This window comes from Pseudomonas sp. B21-017, assembly GCF_024749245.1.
Taxonomy (GTDB): domain Bacteria; phylum Pseudomonadota; class Gammaproteobacteria; order Pseudomonadales; family Pseudomonadaceae; genus Aquipseudomonas.
Window position 1 is genome coordinate 876907 of the sequence record NZ_CP087194.1, and the last position, 16780, is coordinate 893686.

Annotated in this window: 12 protein-coding genes and 1 tRNA gene; 9 read left to right on the forward strand and 4 right to left on the reverse strand. The window is 60.4% G+C overall.

The annotated features are described in order from the left end of the window. The first annotated feature begins 62 nt into the window (after nt 1-62). Together pnp and LOY28_RS03820 are read left to right on the forward strand one after the other, a co-directional pair. The gene (pnp, locus tag LOY28_RS03815) at nt 63-2168 is read left to right on the forward strand and encodes a polyribonucleotide nucleotidyltransferase (RefSeq protein ID WP_258613102.1); all 2106 of its coding nucleotides are present in this window, start codon (nt 63-65) and stop codon (nt 2166-2168) included. 162 nt (nt 2169-2330) lie between these two features. Next, nucleotides 2331-2406 (forward strand) — tRNA-Thr (locus LOY28_RS03820). Between the two features lie 10 nt (nt 2407-2416). Here LOY28_RS03820 and LOY28_RS03825 read toward each other — a convergent pair. Beyond that, nucleotides 2417-2962 carry a hypothetical protein gene (locus LOY28_RS03825; protein ID WP_018929490.1) on the reverse strand — a complete coding sequence of 182 codons (546 nt, stop codon included), beginning with the start codon at nt 2960-2962 and terminating at the stop codon, nt 2417-2419. 304 nt (nt 2963-3266) lie between these two features. Between LOY28_RS03825 and LOY28_RS03830 the strand changes: the two genes are divergently transcribed. Beyond that, nucleotides 3267-3572, forward strand: a complete 306-nt coding sequence (locus tag LOY28_RS03830) for a DUF6388 family protein (protein ID WP_018929491.1) — start codon at nt 3267-3269, stop codon at nt 3570-3572. Nucleotides 3573-3623: 51 nt separating this feature from the next. Here the strand turns inward: LOY28_RS03830 and nadC are convergent, their stop codons facing one another. Beyond that, a complete protein-coding gene (gene nadC, locus LOY28_RS03835) occupies nt 3624-4472 on the reverse strand; it encodes a carboxylating nicotinate-nucleotide diphosphorylase (RefSeq protein WP_019582448.1) in 849 nt (282 codons plus the stop codon). Between the two features lie 360 nt (nt 4473-4832). Between nadC and LOY28_RS03840 the strand changes: the two genes are divergently transcribed. From LOY28_RS03840 to LOY28_RS30020, 4 genes are all read left to right on the forward strand, one after another. Beyond that, nucleotides 4833-7040 (forward strand): DUF1631 domain-containing protein, encoded by a 2208-nt coding sequence (locus LOY28_RS03840; protein WP_258613103.1) that lies wholly within the window; start codon nt 4833-4835, stop codon nt 7038-7040. A gap of 64 nt (nt 7041-7104) precedes the next feature. After that, nucleotides 7105-7680, forward strand: a complete 576-nt coding sequence (gene ampD, locus LOY28_RS03845; RefSeq protein ID WP_018929494.1) for a 1,6-anhydro-N-acetylmuramyl-L-alanine amidase AmpD — start codon at nt 7105-7107, stop codon at nt 7678-7680. After that, entirely contained in the window at nt 7677-8513 is an 837-nt protein-coding gene (ampE, locus tag LOY28_RS03850; protein WP_258613104.1) for a regulatory signaling modulator protein AmpE, read from the forward strand. The genes ampD and ampE overlap by 4 nt, the downstream gene beginning before the upstream one ends. A gap of 1638 nt (nt 8514-10151) precedes the next feature. Further along, nucleotides 10152-10856 (forward strand): methyl-accepting chemotaxis protein, encoded by a 705-nt coding sequence (locus LOY28_RS30020; RefSeq protein WP_408981045.1) that lies wholly within the window; start codon nt 10152-10154, stop codon nt 10854-10856. 35 nt (nt 10857-10891) lie between these two features. Here the strand turns inward: LOY28_RS30020 and LOY28_RS03860 are convergent, their stop codons facing one another. Beyond that, nucleotides 10892-11668 (reverse strand): TatD family hydrolase, encoded by a 777-nt coding sequence (locus LOY28_RS03860; RefSeq protein ID WP_258613106.1) that lies wholly within the window; start codon nt 11666-11668, stop codon nt 10892-10894. Between the two features lie 3 nt (nt 11669-11671). Beyond that, nucleotides 11672-12667, reverse strand: coding sequence for a catabolite repressor/activator (gene cra / locus LOY28_RS03865; protein ID WP_018929498.1), 996 nt, complete (start codon nt 12665-12667; stop codon nt 11672-11674). A gap of 301 nt (nt 12668-12968) precedes the next feature. On the opposite strand from cra, the gene ptsP reads away from it, so the two are divergent. Both ptsP and pfkB read left to right on the forward strand, forming a co-directional pair. Beyond that, entirely contained in the window at nt 12969-15836 is a 2868-nt protein-coding gene (ptsP, locus tag LOY28_RS03870; RefSeq protein WP_019582441.1) for a phosphoenolpyruvate--protein phosphotransferase, read from the forward strand. Beyond that, a complete protein-coding gene (gene pfkB, locus LOY28_RS03875; RefSeq protein WP_018929500.1) occupies nt 15836-16777 on the forward strand; it encodes a 1-phosphofructokinase in 942 nt (313 codons plus the stop codon). The genes ptsP and pfkB overlap by 1 nt, the downstream gene beginning before the upstream one ends. Nucleotides 16778-16780: the final 3 nt, after the last annotated feature.

Here is a 16780-nt window from a genome sequence, read left to right on the forward strand (position 1 = left end):
CGTTGCCCAAGAATTTCGCAAGAAACCAGTTCCCCCAAGAGCCACAAAGAAGGTAGGACACCGTGAACCCGGTAATCAAAAAATTCCAGTTCGGTCAGTCGACCGTTACCCTCGAGACTGGCCGTATCGCCCGTCAGGCCTCCGGCGCAGTATTGGTCACCGTTGACGACGACGTCAGCGTATTGGTGACCGTAGTCGGTGCCAAACAAGCTGATCCAGGTAAGGGCTTCTTCCCTCTGTCTGTTCACTACCAGGAAAAGACTTACGCCGCCGGCAAGATCCCTGGCGGTTTCTTCAAGCGTGAAGGCCGTCCTTCCGAGAAAGAAACCCTGACTTCCCGACTGATCGACCGTCCGATCCGTCCGCTGTTCCCTGAAGGTTTCATGAACGAAGTGCAGGTTGTCTGCACCGTCGTTTCCACCAGCAAGAAGACCGATCCGGACATCGCAGCGATGATCGGTACCTCGGCTGCGCTGGCTATCTCCGGCATTCCTTTCGATGGCCCGATCGGCGCTGCCCGCGTTGCATTCCACGAAAGCACCGGTTACCTGCTGAACCCGACTTACGAACAACTGAAAGCTTCGAGCCTGGACATGGTCGTTGCCGGTACTTCGGAAGCCGTGTTGATGGTTGAATCGGAAGCCAAAGAGCTGACCGAAGACCAGATGCTGGGCGCGGTACTGTTTGCTCACGACGAGTTCCAGGTGGTGATCAACGCCGTTAAAGAACTGGCCGCTGAAGCTGCCAAGCCGACCTGGGCCTGGGCTCCTCAGCCAGAAGCCACTGCTCTGCTGGGTGCTATCCGTGCCGAGTTCGGCGAAGCGATCTCCCAGGCTTACACCATCACCATCAAGGCCGACCGTTACGCTCGCCTGGGCGAACTGAAAGACCAAGTGGTTGCCAAGCTGTCCGGTGAAGAAGACCAGCCTTCCGCTGCTGACGTCAAAGCTGCTTTCGGCGAAATCGAATACCGCACCGTTCGCGAAAACATCGTTAACGGCAAGCCACGTATCGACGGCCGCGACACCCGCACCGTACGTCCGCTGAACATCGAAGTGGGTGTTCTGCCGAAGACCCACGGTTCGGCACTGTTCACCCGTGGCGAAACCCAGGCTCTGGTCGTCGCGACACTGGGCACCGCCCGTGACGCACAGCTGCTGGACACCCTGGAAGGCGAGAAAAAAGACCCGTTCATGCTGCACTACAACTTCCCTCCGTTCTCGGTGGGCGAGTGTGGTCGCATGGGTGGCGCTGGTCGTCGTGAAATCGGTCACGGCCGTCTGGCTCGTCGTTCGGTTCAGGCCATGCTGCCTGCTGCCGACGTGTTCCCGTACACCATCCGTGTCGTGTCGGAAATCACCGAGTCCAACGGTTCGAGCTCCATGGCTTCGGTCTGCGGCGCTTCCCTGGCGCTGATGGACGCTGGTGTACCGATGAAGGCACCGGTTGCCGGTATCGCCATGGGTCTGGTTAAAGAAGGCGAGAAATTCGCCGTCCTGACTGACATCCTGGGTGACGAAGACCACCTGGGCGACATGGACTTCAAAGTAGCCGGTACCGCCAAAGGTGTTACCGCGCTGCAGATGGACATCAAGATCAAGGGCATCACCGAAGAAATCATGGAAATCGCTCTGGGCCAAGCCCTGGAAGCGCGCCTGAATATCCTCGGTCAGATGAACCAGATCATTGGCCAGTCGCGTACCGAACTGTCGGAAAACGCTCCGACCATGATCGCGATGAAAATCGACACCGACAAAATCCGTGATGTCATCGGTAAAGGCGGCGCGACCATTCGTGCGATCTGTGAAGAGACCAAGGCTTCGATCGACATCGAAGACGACGGCTCGATCAAGATCTTCGGCGAAACCAAGGAAGCGGCTGAAGCTGCACGCCAGCGCGTTCTGGGCATCACCGCTGAAGCTGAAATCGGCAAGATCTACGTCGGTAAGGTTGAGCGCATCGTCGACTTCGGCGCATTCGTCAACATCCTGCCGGGCAAGGACGGTCTGGTTCACATCTCGATGCTGAGCGACGCTCGCGTTGAGAAAGTGACCGACATCCTGAAAGAAGGCCAGGAAGTGGAAGTTCTGGTACTGGACGTGGACAACCGCGGCCGTATCAAGCTGTCCATCAAAGACGTAGCAGCGGCCAAGGCTTCGGGCGTTTAATTACCCCCGCGCCTGACCGTTGAACAGCAAAACGCCCCGACTGGTTCGGGGCGTTTTGCTGTGTGCAGGAAAAAGCTGAGCGTGGAATTTGGTGTGGCGAGGGAGCTTGCTCCCTCGCCACAAGTTGCCGGACCTCGAGACCGGTGCTAGGTTTAGCCCACAGCCCGTGTAGCTCAGCCGGTAGAGCAGCGCACTCGTAACGCGAAGGTCGCAGGTTCGATTCCTGTCTCGGGCACCATTTTCCCCGCTTACTTCACCTTTCTGCTCAGCTCCTCGACGGTGCGCTTGAGCTGATCCATCGCGCGATCCTGATCGCTGATTTCCCGTTTAAGACTGGAGATCTCGCTGTTGTTCGAGCTGGAGCTGGAACCGCTGTTGCGCTTGAGTTCTTCCACTTGTTTGGTGAGAGTGTTCAGGTCGCGTTCCTGTTCATTGACCGTGCGCTTGAGATCATCAATCTCCTTGCTGCTGGAGCTGGTGCTGGAACCACTGTTGCGTTTGAGTTCTTCGATCTGACGGGCCTGTTCGCTGATAGTGCGCTTCTGGCTTTCGAGATCGCTGGCATTGGCCTTCACGGTTTTTTGCAGGTTTTCCAGATCATCGATGCTGACACTGGTTCTGACGAGCGTGTCCTTGCCGTATGAATTGTGGAGGGCAGAGATTTTGTCGGAGTACAGCGAAGGGTCAGAGGCGACTTCGACAGCCGCTTGAGCTGCACTGGCCAATGTCAGGCTGCCGAGCAGCAGGGTAGCAGCGGCAAGACGGGTAGACGAAAGCTTCGAAAAACTGCGCATCACTGGGGTTCCTTGTGAAGTGCCGATATGGCACATCGCTATGACTTGGGATTTGAATTTATGTTCCCCGAGGTCTCCAGCATCTCTTGCACACAGCTTTTTGCGGGATAGATGTAAAGAGCCGTGTAAATCGTCGGCAAAACGTCCTATATTCGTTGCCTGCATGAGCATCGCCCAGCAGTTTTCAGATGATCCCGAATGGTTCTGAAGGCCAGACAAACCGGGCTTCAAACGGTTTTTTTGCGTCAGAGAGATCCTTGATGATCCAGATCCATCTTCCATTCCCCAGATCAGCGAGAACGCCATGACCGTTAAAGAATTGACCCAAGAAGCCAGACACGAAGAAGCCCTGAAAAAGTACGTACTGGATGCACCCCAGTTACTGGAAGAGATCAAGGACTTGCCTGCCGACGATCAGAAGGACCAGATCCAGTGGGCGTTCGAGGATGAGGCAGAAGCCCAGGGCTTGCAGCCGTGGGAGCTGACGCTCAAGTACACCTCAACCCCGGAAGAGTTCGAGGCTGCGCGCCTGGCGCTGCACAAGGAAGCGGCCGAGGTATTGGGTGTCGAGTGGGAAGAGTACTGCGAGATGAACAATCTGGTGGTCTGATACAAAAACGCCAGCCTCATCGGGGCTGGCGTTTTTCTTTATGCGAAGAACTCAGAGGCTCAGTCGCATCGACAGATCCACCGCCTTCACATCCTTGGTCATCGCACCAATCGAAATGTAATCCACCCCGGTTTGCGCAATCGGCAGCAACGTACTTTCGTTGATGCCGCCACTGGCCTCCAGTTTTGCCTTGCCGGCATTCAGGCGCACGGCTTCACGCATGTCATCCAGGCTCAGTTCATCGAGCATGATGATGTCGGCCCCCGCCGCCAGGGCTTCTTTGAGCTCCGTCAGGTTCTCCACTTCGATCTCCACCGGTTTGCCCGGAGCGATCTTGTGCGCGGCAGCAATAGCCTCAGGGATGCCACCGCAGGCGGCGATATGGTTTTCCTTGATCAGGAAGGCGTCATACAGGCCTATGCGGTGGTTGTAGCAACCGCCGCAGGTCACGGCGTATTTCTGGGCTAGACGCAGCCCCGGCAGGGTTTTGCGGGTATCGAGCAACTTCACTTGGGTCTGGGCGACGAAATCCGCCAGGTACTGCGCGCGCGTGGCCACGCCCGAAAGCAGCTGCAGGAAGTTCAGCGCGCTGCGTTCGCCGGTGAGCAGCGAGCGTGCCGGGCCTTCGAGGTGGAACAGCGCCTGATTGGGTTTCACCCGCTCGCCATCGCTCACCTGCCAGTGCACGGCGACCCGCGGATCCAGCTGCCGAAACACGGCATCGACCCATGCAGTGCCGCTGATGACGGCCGCGTCGCGGGTGATGATGGTGGCTTTGGCCAGACGTTCGGCCGGGATCAGTTGCGCGGTGATGTCGCCGCTGCCGATGTCCTCGAGCAACGCACGGCGCACGTTGGCTTCGATTTCGGCGGTCAAATCGGCGAGACGTAGATTCGGCATAACGGGCTCCACAAACAAAGTGGCCCGATTATAGGGCCATGGCGCGAGGCAACCCAAGGCATCAACAACCATCCCGTCGTTCGCAAACCTGCATTTGGTCGATTCGCGTGAGCAATTGACTCTAAGCAAGGGTCTTTCATAAACGTCTGTTTCTTTGGGAGCGCAGAGTCTGCTGGCACAAGAGAGGTCTTTTGCAGATAATTCTGCCTTGCATTTGACGTCATAGCTTTGACGTACCTTTGGATTCCCGATTATTGAATGACAGCGGGTGTGCAATGTTCTCCGCTGAACGCCGGCTGTGTGGCCGGCGTGCTCGATCTTTCTTACCGAACCGAAGAATCACCGTTTCAGGAGGCTTGGATGCACAACGACGGGAATGTAGTGCCTTTGCACAAGGCGACTACCGATCAGGCGACTCATTCGCTGCTCGCCCGCCTGCCTGTGATTCTGCTTCAGGTTCGCGACAAAGCTGCCCAACAGCTCAAGCAGGGTTTGCAGGAGCTGTTCGATAACGCCGACGACACCTTGTTCGAAATGGCCGACCGGGCCCGAAACGATGTCGAGCAAAACATTTTCTTCGAAGCCATGCGCGATTTGCGCCTCAAGCGCAAAAGTATCGAGCGCGGTTTTCTCGAGCAGTTCCTCGAGGCTTTCCTCAGACTCACGCAGTGCGACACCTCACAGGCTGCCTTGCCCCGGGCATTGGCTTTCGATACCTCGGCGTCGCTATCCCATGACGACATGGAGCGTAATGTGGCGGTGGAGATCATGGTCGGCAAAGTGCTGAACCGCGATGGCTTCGCCCTCGACCAACTCACCGCCCGACTGAGCACCCTGTTGGGCAAGAAACTGGTCGAACAGCACAACCCTCTGGGGCCGACGCTGCTCTGCGAGTATTTCCTGCAGGCGGGTCGCAACCTGGGGATGGAGATCAAGGTCAAGCTGATCATCCTCAAGCTGTTTGAGCGCTATGTGCTCAGCAACGCCGATCAGCTCTACGCCGAAGCCAATCAATTGCTGATCGCCACCGGTGTGCTGCCGGACCTCAAGCCCGCCCCGGCGCGGCGTGCCACTGATCGAGCGGCTGCCAGTGCTCACGCCGACCCTGTCGAGGCAGGGAGTCGCAGCAGCAATCCACAGATTGACGAGGGGGTGCAGGAAGTTTTCGCCGCCTTGCAGGAGTTGCTGCTCCATGTGCGCGGCAGCGTTGCGCCGACCCTGGAGGTCAGTGCCCAGACCCAGCCCATTTCCACCCGCGACCTGCTGCGACTGCTCTCGCACTTGCAGCAATATGTGCCGGCGCTGGCGGTTCAGGACGACTTCGACCTGCGTAACCAGCTCGAACTGCTGCTGACCCGGGTCAGCGTCAAAAGTGGCAGGTCGCGGGTGGTCGGGGTGGCTGATGAAGACGTGATCAACCTGATCGCCATGCTCTTCGAATGCATTCTCGATGACCGCAACCTGCCGGACTCCCTCAAGGCGCTGATTGGCCGCTTGCAGATTCCGATGCTGAAAGTCGCAGTGCTCGACAAGAGTTTTTTCAGCCGCAGCAGCCATCCCGCCCGGCGCTTGCTCAACGAAATCGCCGCGGCGGCCATGGGCTGGGGCGAGTGCGATGACCATCAGCGCGACAGTCTGTACCTGCGCATTGAGCAGGTGGTGCAGCGCTTGTTGAACGACTTTGTCGATGACCCGGCGATCTTTTCCGAACTGCTGGCGGATTTCCTCGCCTTCACCCATGACGAGCGTCGTCGCAGTGAATTGCTGGAGCAGCGCACCCGAGACGCCGAAGAAGGCCGCGCCAGGACCGAACTGGCCCGTCAGCGCGTCGAGCAGGCGTTGAATCAGGTGTTGGTGGGCAAGGTTTTGCCGCACAGCGTGGTGGTGTTTGTTCAGGAGGCCTGGAGCAAAGTGCTGTTGCTGACCGGCCTCAAGCACGGTGATCAGTCCGCCGAATGGCACGCCGATGTGCAGACCATGGAGCAGTTGATCTGGAGCGTGCAGCGCCATGACGAACCCGATGCGAGCCTGCGCTTGTTGGCGCTGGTGCCAGGGTTGCTCAAGTCATTGCGCGATGGGCTGAACAGCTCGGCATTCGACCCGTTCGCTACCAGCGAGTTTTTCAGCGAGCTGGAAGCCCTGCACGTTCAACTGTTTGAACGTCCGAGCCAGAACAGCACGCCTGTCGAGGGGCCGATAATGGTCGAAGTGCAGGAGGAAATCGTGCTTCGCACTGCTGACGAAGGCCCGGTCGAAATGGCCTCAATGCGTTTGCCGGAGGATGATGCCGCGCTACTGCAAGTCGATCAACTGCGCCCGGGGGGCTGGGTCGAGTTTCAGGAAGACGAGGAAAACACCCTGCGTTGTAAATTGACGGCAATCATTGAATCCACCGGCAAGTACATCTTTGTCGACCGTACCGGAATGAAAGTGCTGGAGCGCAACCGTACCGGCCTGGCCCTGGAGTTTCGGCGTGGCGCGGTGCGCACGCTGGACGACACCTTGCTGTTCGATCGGGCGCTGGAATCGGTGCTGGGCAACCTGCGGCGTCTCAATCGCGGCAAGTGATCGCGCGCCGAGGGTCTATCGCGGCATACTGGGCGCCAACACAGTCGTCGTTGAAGGAGCCTGTATGCAGTTGGACCCCGCGAGTGGTTGGTGTCAGGGTGTGCGTTTATGCCCTTCGCCCAACTTCAATGCGCGCCCCGAGGGCGAGATTTCCCTGCTGGTGATCCACAACATCAGTCTGCCGCCCGCGCAGTTTCTGACCGGCAAGGTGCAGGAATTTTTCCAGAATCGTCTGGATGTCACGGAACATCCCTACTTTGCAGGGATCGCCGACCTGCGGGTGTCTGCGCACTTTCTGATTGAACGTGACGGCACCGTCACTCAGTTTGTCTCTTGTCTTGAGCGCGCCTGGCACGCCGGCGTTTCGTGTTTTGAGGGACGGGAAACCTGTAATGATTTTTCCGTGGGCATCGAGCTTGAAGGCACGGATGATCTACCGTTTACCGATGCGCAGTATCAGGCGTTGACGACTCTGACCCGACAGCTGCAAAGCGCCTTCACGGGCATCACCGCGCAACGTATCTGTGGGCATAGCGACATTGCACCCGGGCGCAAGACTGATCCGGGACCGGCGTTTGACTGGGCGCGCTATCGTGCGGACCTGGCAAAAGCCGCTCAGGAAGAAGAGGAGCAACAATGAGTTTTCTGGTGCTGCTGTTAGCGGTCTGGATCGAGAAATTCTCGGCCCTGCGCCATCGGGTTCAACGTGATGCGGGTTGGGTGCGTGAGCTGAACAAGCTTGAAGTGAGCCCACGCATGACCAACCGTCCGTGGCTGATACTGGTGGTGCTGGTGTTGTTGCCGGTGGCGCTGCTGGGGTTGCTGTTGGTGGTGCTGGACCCGGTGGCCTATGGCTTGCTGGCGTTGCCCGTGCACCTGTTGGTGGTGATTTACAGTCTGGGGCGTGGCGATCTGCTGGCCGGCCTGGGGCCGTTTCGCGATGCCTGGCGCCGGGAAGACCTGCAGGCTGCCGCCCATGTGGCCAAACGCGACCTGGATATCTGCGCCGACAGTGGCGAGCAACTGCTGGAACGGGTGCAGGGGCATCTGTTGTGGGAGGCCTATCAGAGCTTTTTCGCGGTGATCTTCTGGTACTTCCTGTTGGGCCCGGTCGCGGCCCTGAGCTATCGGCTGCTGGCGCTGGTCGAAGAGCATGGGCAGAACCCGGCCGTGGTCGAGCGCGCGACACAACTGCGCCACGCGTTCGATTGGGTGCCGGTGCGGTTGCTGGCGGCGAGCTTCGCGCTGGTCGGCAACTTTGTCGCGGTCAGCCGGGTGATGCTGCATGAGCTGCTGAACTGGAACATCAGCGCCGCCCAACTGATCGAGAAGGTCGGACTGGTTGCCGGTGAAATTCCGGCGCCGGTGGTCGGCCCGGACGGCATCAACAGCCTGGACCGGATCTGGGAACTGCTGCTGCGCGCGGCAGTGCTTTGGTATGCCGGTTTTGCGTTGTGGACTGTTTTGTCGTAATCCAAACACATCTGAAGCGAACTTCATTGTGGCGAGGGAGCTTGCTCCCGTTGGGTCGCGAAGCGGCCCCTGGCCCCCCGGCGCCCGTCCAGACAGACCGACTTGTCTGGATTTACGACTGCTTCGCAGCCGAACGGGAGCAAGCTCCCTCGCCACAGGGGCTCATCCGCTCCAACAACGGCGACCTGTCGTTAACCTTAAGTTACAAAACCTCCCTCCGATTTAGGCTATACAGAGGCAGCGCCAATAGTGGCTATCTGCTGTCTCTGCGCGCCTGCCAATAAAAATAAGAAATTAAAGGGAGACTTCACAGTGAAGAGCTTGCTCTATCCCGCCGTCGCGCTGATGAACCGCCTGAGCTTCGGCATGAAGTTCAGCCTGATCAGCGTGCTGTTCCTCGTACCGATGCTGGTGACCAACTTCTATCTGGTGCGCGACTCCTATCGCGAATTCCAGGGCACCCGGATCGAGTTGCAGAGCCTCGACCTGTTGGGCAGCGGCCTGAGCCTGCGTCGGGACCTGGAGACCCTGAACAACCTGGTACAGATCAACGTCACTCTGGGCCAGTCCGGCAAGGCCAATCATGTCGAATCGACGATAAGTGCCCTGGAGCAAAGCGTCCTGAGCCGTTTGCAGGGGCTGGCGGCGATGACCACTGACCCGGAGCAAATCACGTTTTTCGATGGTAAACGCGATGAAATGATCGCCGCGTTCAAGGCCCAGCAAGCGGAAAACTCCCTGCAAAGCAAAAGTGCGCTGATCGGCAAGTTGCTCGGCAGCGCGCAGATTTTCAGCCAGATCATCGCCAGTCAGGCCGGCCTGAGCCGCGACAGCCAGAGCGACATGCGTCAGCTGAGCGAACTCATTACCAACGTCACGCCGGCCGTCACCCAGACACTCGGCGAGGGCCGGGCGATGGGGGCCTACTCGCTGGGGCAGGGTTTTCTCAATTCGGCCTCGAGTACCCGATTTGATGAGTTGCTGGCGCAGATCGAGAAACTTCAGGCCGAATACGGCCTGAAGTTGAAGGACGCTCTGGGCTCCAGTAAAGCCGCGCACGAAACCCTGGCGGCTCAGGCAGAAAGCAGCAAGGCCTCCCTGAAAAAGGCCAGTGAACTGTTCGAAGAACAGGTGGTGATGGCCGACACCCTCGATGCGCCGTGGCAGGCCTTTTTCGATCAGATCACGGGCCTGATGGACCAGACCTATCAACTCAACGAAGCCACCCTGAAGTTTCTCGGCACCCAGTTGCAGCAGCGGCTGGAGCAGCACCGTACCCACATGGTGTTGCAGGCGGTGGCGCTGGCGCTGGTGTTTGTGTTGATTTTTTACCTCTATGGCGGGTTCTACGCTTCGACTCGCACCACCCTCAAGCGTCTGGGCGCGGTGATGGACAAGGTGGCGGCCGGTGACATGACCGTGACCTTCAGCGCCAACAGCCGCGACGAGCTGGGCGAGTTGGGTGAGGTGTTCACCGGTACCGTGAAGAAAATCCATGACCTGATCGAGCGAGTGGGGCAGACCGTCAGCGAGGTCGAGCGCCAGGCCGGGCAGGTCGAAAGCGTGTCCGCCCAGAGCAACCAGGCGGTAGCGGGGCAGCGTACGCAGATCGAACAGGTCGCCACCGCGATGAACCAGATGTCGGCCACTTCCCAGGAGGTGGCGCGCAGTGCCTCTGCGGCCGTCAGCAGTGCCCACAGCGTCAATGACGAGACCATCAGCGGTCGCGGATTGGTGGAGTCCCAGCAGGGCAGCATCGCTGCACTGGCCAGCGAAATCGATCAGTCGGTGCGGGTGATCAATCAACTGGCCAGCGACAGTCAGTCCATCAGTCGTGTGCTGGAGGTGATCAAAAGCATTGCCGAACAGACCAACCTGCTGGCCCTCAACGCCGCCATTGAAGCCGCCCGCGCGGGCGAGCAGGGCCGGGGTTTTGCGGTGGTGGCGGATGAGGTGCGGACCCTGGCCAAGCGCACCCAGCAATCGACCGAAGAAATCGAGCAGATGATCGCCAAGTTGCACAGTGGTGTCGGTGCGGCGGTCAAGGCAATGGGCACCAGCCATCAGATGGCCAATGGCACCGTCGGGCAGTCGGAAAAGGTCCAGCAGGCGCTGGAAAACATCCTCGGCGCCGTCGGCATGATCGTCGACCAGAACCAGCAGATTGCCGCTGCGGTAGAGCAGCAGACCGCTGTGGCTCACGACATCGACCAGAACATCGTCGAGATCAACCGCGCCGGCGAGCGCACCGCCGAAGGCGCGCACCAGACCGAGAATGCGAGCCGAGCGCTGTCGGCGCAGGTGGTGGAGCTCAAGCAGTTGATCAGTGCGTTCCGGGTTTGATGCTACGAAGCAGATCAAATGTGGGAATCAACGGATTACCAGTTGAACAGCTCACAGGCGTTGGCCGTGCTGGCAGCGGCCAGTTGTTCGGGGCTGATCGTCATGAGGGTGGCCAGTGCCTCGCAGATCGCCGGCAAATGGGCCGGGCTGTTGCGTTGGCCGGGGAACATGGCGGGGGTCATGTCCGGTGAGTCGGTTTCCAGTACCACCGATTCAAGGGGCAAACCGGCAATCACCCGGTGCATGCGCAAGGCTTGTGGCCAGGTCGCGGCGCCGCCGAGGCCGAGTTTGAAACCGAGCTTGATGTATTCGCGAGCCTCTTCCTGGCTGCCGGCGAAGGCATGAATGATCCCCGCCCGTTTCAAGCGAAACCGTTTGAGTGTGGCGATCACCGCTGCGTGGCTGCGTCGCACATGAATCAATGCTGGAAGATTGAAGTCCGCCGCCAGTTGCAGTTGGGCGTCGAACAGCGTTTGCTGACGTTCACGATCCAGAGTTTCGATGAAGTAATCCAGACCGATCTCGCCCACCGCGCATAGCTGGCGATGGCCTGCTAACCGCGTCAGCCAGTCACCGAGTTCGGTCAAATCTTCAGGGCGATGGTCATCCAGATACACCGGGTGCAAACCAAACGCCGCGTGCAGATCGGGATCGCTTTGCACCAGCTCCCAGACCCGCTGCCAATTGGCCTGATACACCCCCAGCACCACCATCCGCCGCACGCCGAGGGCGCGGCTCTCGGCCAGCAGCGCCTGACGATCCGGGTCGAAGTCCGGAAAGTCCAGGTGAGTGTGGGTGTCGATCAGTTCCACGGTTCAGTCCTGAAGAATACGCTGCTTGAACGTCCGCGCGATTGCCTGCACGCCGGGCTGGTAATCGGCCTGTTCGATGGCGGTCACTGCCAGTTCCAAGGCTTTGTCGGCGATCAGTTGATGCTGCTGGGCCATGGCGTTGACCGGCAGCGGCAGGAAGTCCAGCAACTGCGTATCACCAAAGGTGCCCAGGCGCAGCGGGCGGCTTTTCAGCGGGAAATCGTGCAAGGCATCGAACACGCCCTGAAGCAGCACGTAGGAGGTGGTCACCAGCGCATCCGGCAAATGGCCCAGGCGTTGGATCAATTCTTCCATCAGTTGTTTGCCGCACTCACGGCTGAACGACTCGCCGTGCTCGATCAGCGCCTCGCCTTTGAAACCGTTCAGCGCTTCCTTGAAGCCCGCTGCCCGCTCCTGGCTGATACTCAATTCAGGGCGTGCGCCGAGCAGCGCGATCTGTTTTGGCAGCGGGGTCAGCAGGCTGCGGGTCAGGTGCAGGCTGGCTTCGCGATCATCGCTGATCACCGAGCAGAAATGCTCGGGCTCCATCACCCGGTCGATGGCGATGATCGGAATGCCTTTGGCCTGCAACTGGCGATAACTGTCGTCACCGGCCGGCAGGCAACTGGCGACGATCAGCGCATCGCAGCGGCGGGCGCGGAACAGTTGCAGCAATTGCCGTTCGCTGTCCGGCGCATCGTCGGAGCTGGCGATCAGCAGCTGATAGCCGCGCGCCCGGGCGCCTTGTTCCAGCAGTTTGGCGATTCGCGCGTAACTGGGGTTTTCCAGGTCCGGCAGAATGAAGCCCAGGGTGCGGGTGTGCCGACTGCGCAGCCCGGCGGCCTGCGGGTTGGGCGTGAAGCCATGTTGTTCGACCACTGCCCGCACGCGCTCGACAGTGGCGCTGCTGATGCGTTGCTGTTCGGCCTTGCCATTGATGACGTAACTGGCGGTGGTCACGGAGACACCAGCCAATTGTGCAATATCACTGAGTTTCAACCCGGTATTCCTTGTTTTTAGAGCGTGCCCCGACATTTTCGCCAATCCTACCCGATTGAGGCAGGCGACCATTGTCGCAGCACATCCGATAATTGGACTTCAAGGATGAGACATTATCGAGTAACGTGCCTAAGATTCTAGATTAAACGTTTCAGCAGGCGTATTTTCTACGTTATAGGTCGCTTTGGCCGGTTCTGCCGCGAAACCGCCAAAACTGCGTCTGAAAAGGTGTTCTCAAAACGCCTAAGCTGAATCAATCAAAACAATACCTGGCGTCACACGGCGCCAAAAAGGAGAAAGCATGCTCGAGCTCACCATAGAGCAGATATCCATGGGCCAGTCGGCTGTGGATAAAGCCACCGCCTTGCAATTGCTCGCTGACCGACTCGTGACCGATGGCCTGGTGGCCGACGGTTACCTCGCAGGCTTGCAGGCCCGGGAAGCCCAGGGCTCGACCTTTCTCGGCCAAGGTATTGCCATCCCCCATGGCACTCCCGAAACCCGCGATCAGGTATTCGCCACTGGCGTGCGGCTGATGCAGTTTCCTGACGGAGTGGACTGGGGCAATGGCCAGATCGTTTATCTGGCCATCGGTATCGCCGCCAAATCCGATGAACACCTGCGCCTGCTGCAACTGCTGACCCGTGCCCTCGGTGAAACCGACCTCGGCCAGGCCCTGCGCCGCGCCAGTTCCGCCGAAGCCTTGCTGAAGCTGCTGCAAGGCGCGCCACAAGAGCTGGCACTGGACGCACAGATGATCGGCCTCGGTGTGTCCGCCGATGACTTCGAAGAGCTGGTTTGGCGCGGTGCCCGTTTGCTGCGTCAGGCCGATTGCGTGAGCAACGGTTTTGCCGGCGTCTTGCAGCAGGTCGAAGCGCTGCCGCTGGGCGATGGCCTGTGGTGGCTGCACAGCGAACAAACGGTGAAACGTCCCGGCCTGGCGTTCGTTACCCCGGACAAACCCATCCGCTACCTCGGTCAGCCGCTGAGCGGGCTGTTCTGCCTGGCCAGCCTCGGTGAAGCCCATCAGGCGCTGCTCGAACGTCTTTGCGCGTTGCTGATTGAAGGTCGCGGCCATGAATTGGGCCGTGCCACCAGTAGCCGCGCGGTGCTGGAGGTCCTTGGCGGTGAAGTGCCGGCGGACTGGCCGAGCGCACGCATTGCCCTGGCCAACGCCCACGGTTTGCATGCGCGCCCGGCGAAGATCCTCGCGCAACTGGCGAAAAGTTTTGAAGGCGAGATCCGTATACGCATCGTCGATGGTCACGACAGCGCGGTGTCGGTGAAGAGTTTGAGCAAACTGCTCAGCCTTGGCGCCCGTCGCGGTCAGGTGCTGGAACTCATCGCCGAACCGGTCATCGCCGCCGACGCCTTGCCGGCCTTGCTGGCGGCCATCGAAGAAGGCCTCGGTGAAGAAGTCGAGCCGCTGCCCGTGGTAAGCCAGCAGCGCGAAGTGCTCGTGGAGGTGGAGGTCGCCGAAACACTGCTCGCGCCAGCGTCCGGCAGCCTGATTCAGGCGATTGCCGCGGCACCGGGGATCGCCATCGGCCCGGCGCATATTCAAGTGCTGCAAGTCATCGATTACCCGCTGCGCGGTGAGTCCGCGGCCATCGAGCGCGAGCGTCTCAAGCAAGCGCTGGCCGATGTGCGTCGTGACATCGAAGGCCTGATCGAGCGCAGCAAGGCCAAAGCGATTCGCGAGATTTTCATCACCCATCAGGAAATGCTCGACGACCCGGAATTGACCGACGAAGTCGAAACCCGCCTCAAGCAAGGTGAAAGCGCCGAAGCGGCGTGGATGACGGTGATCGAAGCCGCCGCCAAACAACAGGAAGCGCTGCAGGACGCGTTGCTCGCCGAACGTGCCGCCGACTTGCGCGACATTGGCCGTCGGGTGCTGGCGCATTTGTGTGGCGTCGAAACGCCTGCGGAGCCTGCGCAACCGTACATTCTGGTGATGGACGAAGTCGGTCCGTCGGATGTGGCGCGTCTTGATCCGACGCGCGTCGCCGGCATTCTCACCGCTCGCGGTGGTGCCACGGCCCACAGTGCGATTGTCGCCCGGGCCCTGGGTATTCCAGCACTGGTGGGCGCCGGCGCCGCCGTGTTGCTGCTGAAACCGGGCACGCCGCTGTTGATCGATGGCCAACGCGGTCGCCTGCACGTGGACGCCGATGCCGCGACCTTGCAGCGCGCCACCGAAGAGCGCGACACCCGCGAACTGCGCCTCAAAGCCGCCGCCGAACAACGTCATCAACCGGCGCTGACCACCGACGGCCACCCCGTGGAAGTGTTCGCCAATATCGGTGAAAGCGCTGGCGTCACCAGCGCGGTGGAGCAGGGCGCCGAAGGCATTGGCCTGTTGCGCACCGAACTGATTTTCATGGCTCATTCACAAGCACCGGACGAGGCCACCCAGGAAGTCGAATACCGTCGCGTACTCGATGGCCTGGCCGGGCGACCGCTGGTGGTGCGCACGCTCGACGTCGGTGGCGACAAACCGCTGCCGTACTGGCCGATCGCCAAAGAAGAGAACCCGTTCCTCGGTGTGCGTGGCATTCGCCTGACCCTGCAACGTCCGCAGGTCATGGAAGCGCAATTGCGCGCCTTGCTGCGTGCGGCGGATAACCGTCCCTTGCGGATCATGTTCCCGATGGTCGGCAGCGTCGATGAGTGGCGCCAGGCTCGGGACATGACCGAACGTCTGCGTCTGGAAATCCCGGTCGCCGATCTGCAACTGGGGATCATGATCGAAGTGCCGTCGGCCGCCTTGCTGGCGCCGGTATTGGCCAAGGAAGTGGACTTCTTCAGCGTCGGCACCAACGACCTGACCCAGTACACCCTGGCCATCGACCGTGGTCATCCCACTTTGTCGGCCCAGGCTGACGGCTTGCACCCGGCGGTGCTGCAACTGATCGACATCACCGTGCGTGCGGCTCATGCTCATGGCAAGTGGGTCGGCGTGTGCGGTGAACTGGCGGCCGATCCGCTGGCGGTGCCGGTGCTGGTGGGCCTGGGTGTGGATGAGTTGAGCGTGTCGGGCCGCAGCATTGCCGAGGTCAAGGCGCGCATTCGCGAACTCAGCCTGACCCAGACTCAAACCCTTGCCCAACAGGCCCTGGCCGTAGGCAGCGCGAACGAAGTCCGCGCATTAGTGGAGGCGCTGTAATGGCCAAGATCTTAACCCTGACCCTCAACCCGGCGCTGGACCTTACCGTTCAATTGCCGATGCTTGTGCCCGGTCAGGTCAATCGCAGCGACGAAATGCACACCCATGCCGCCGGCAAAGGGGTGAACGTGGCGCAGGTGCTGGCCGACCTCGGGCATCAGCTGACTGTCAGCGGGTTTCTCGGGGAAGACAACCTTCAGGCGTTCGAAACCCTGTTCGCCAAACGCGGCTTCACCGACGCGTTTATCCGCGTCCCCGGCGAGACCCGCAGCAATATCAAACTGGCGGAAAACGATGGGCGCATCACCGATATCAACGGCCCGGGGCCGCGGGTCAGTGAAGCGGCGCAGCAGGCTTTGCTCGATCGGCTCGACCAGATTGCACCAGGGCATGACGCCGTCGTGGTGGCCGGCAGTTTGCCCCGTGGCGTGAGTGCTCAATGGTTGCGGGAGTTGATCCTGCGCTTGAAAAAACGCGGCTTGAACGTTGCGCTCGACACCAGCGGTGAAGCCTTGCGCGCCGGCCTGTCGGCTGGCCCGTGGCTGATCAAGCCCAACACTGAAGAGCTGGCTGAAGCACTGGATTGCGAAGTGGTTTCCGTGGGCGCCCAAGCCGAGGCCGCGAGCCGTTTGCACGCTCATGGCATCGAGCACGTGGTGATTTCCCACGGTGCCGACGGGGTGAACTGGTTCAGTGTCGGCTCGGCGATGCATGCCACACCGCCCAAGGTCAGCGTGGTCAGCACCGTCGGTGCGGGGGATTCGTTGCTGGCGGGCATGTTGCACGGCTTGCTCAGTGCCGATACGCCTGAACAGACCTTGCGCACCGCCACTGCGATTGCAGCCATGGCCGTCACCCAGATCGGTTTTGGCATCGGCGACGCCGCGCAACTGGCGCAGCTCGAACAGGGCGTGCGCGTGCGCCCCCTGACAGAACAATAAGAG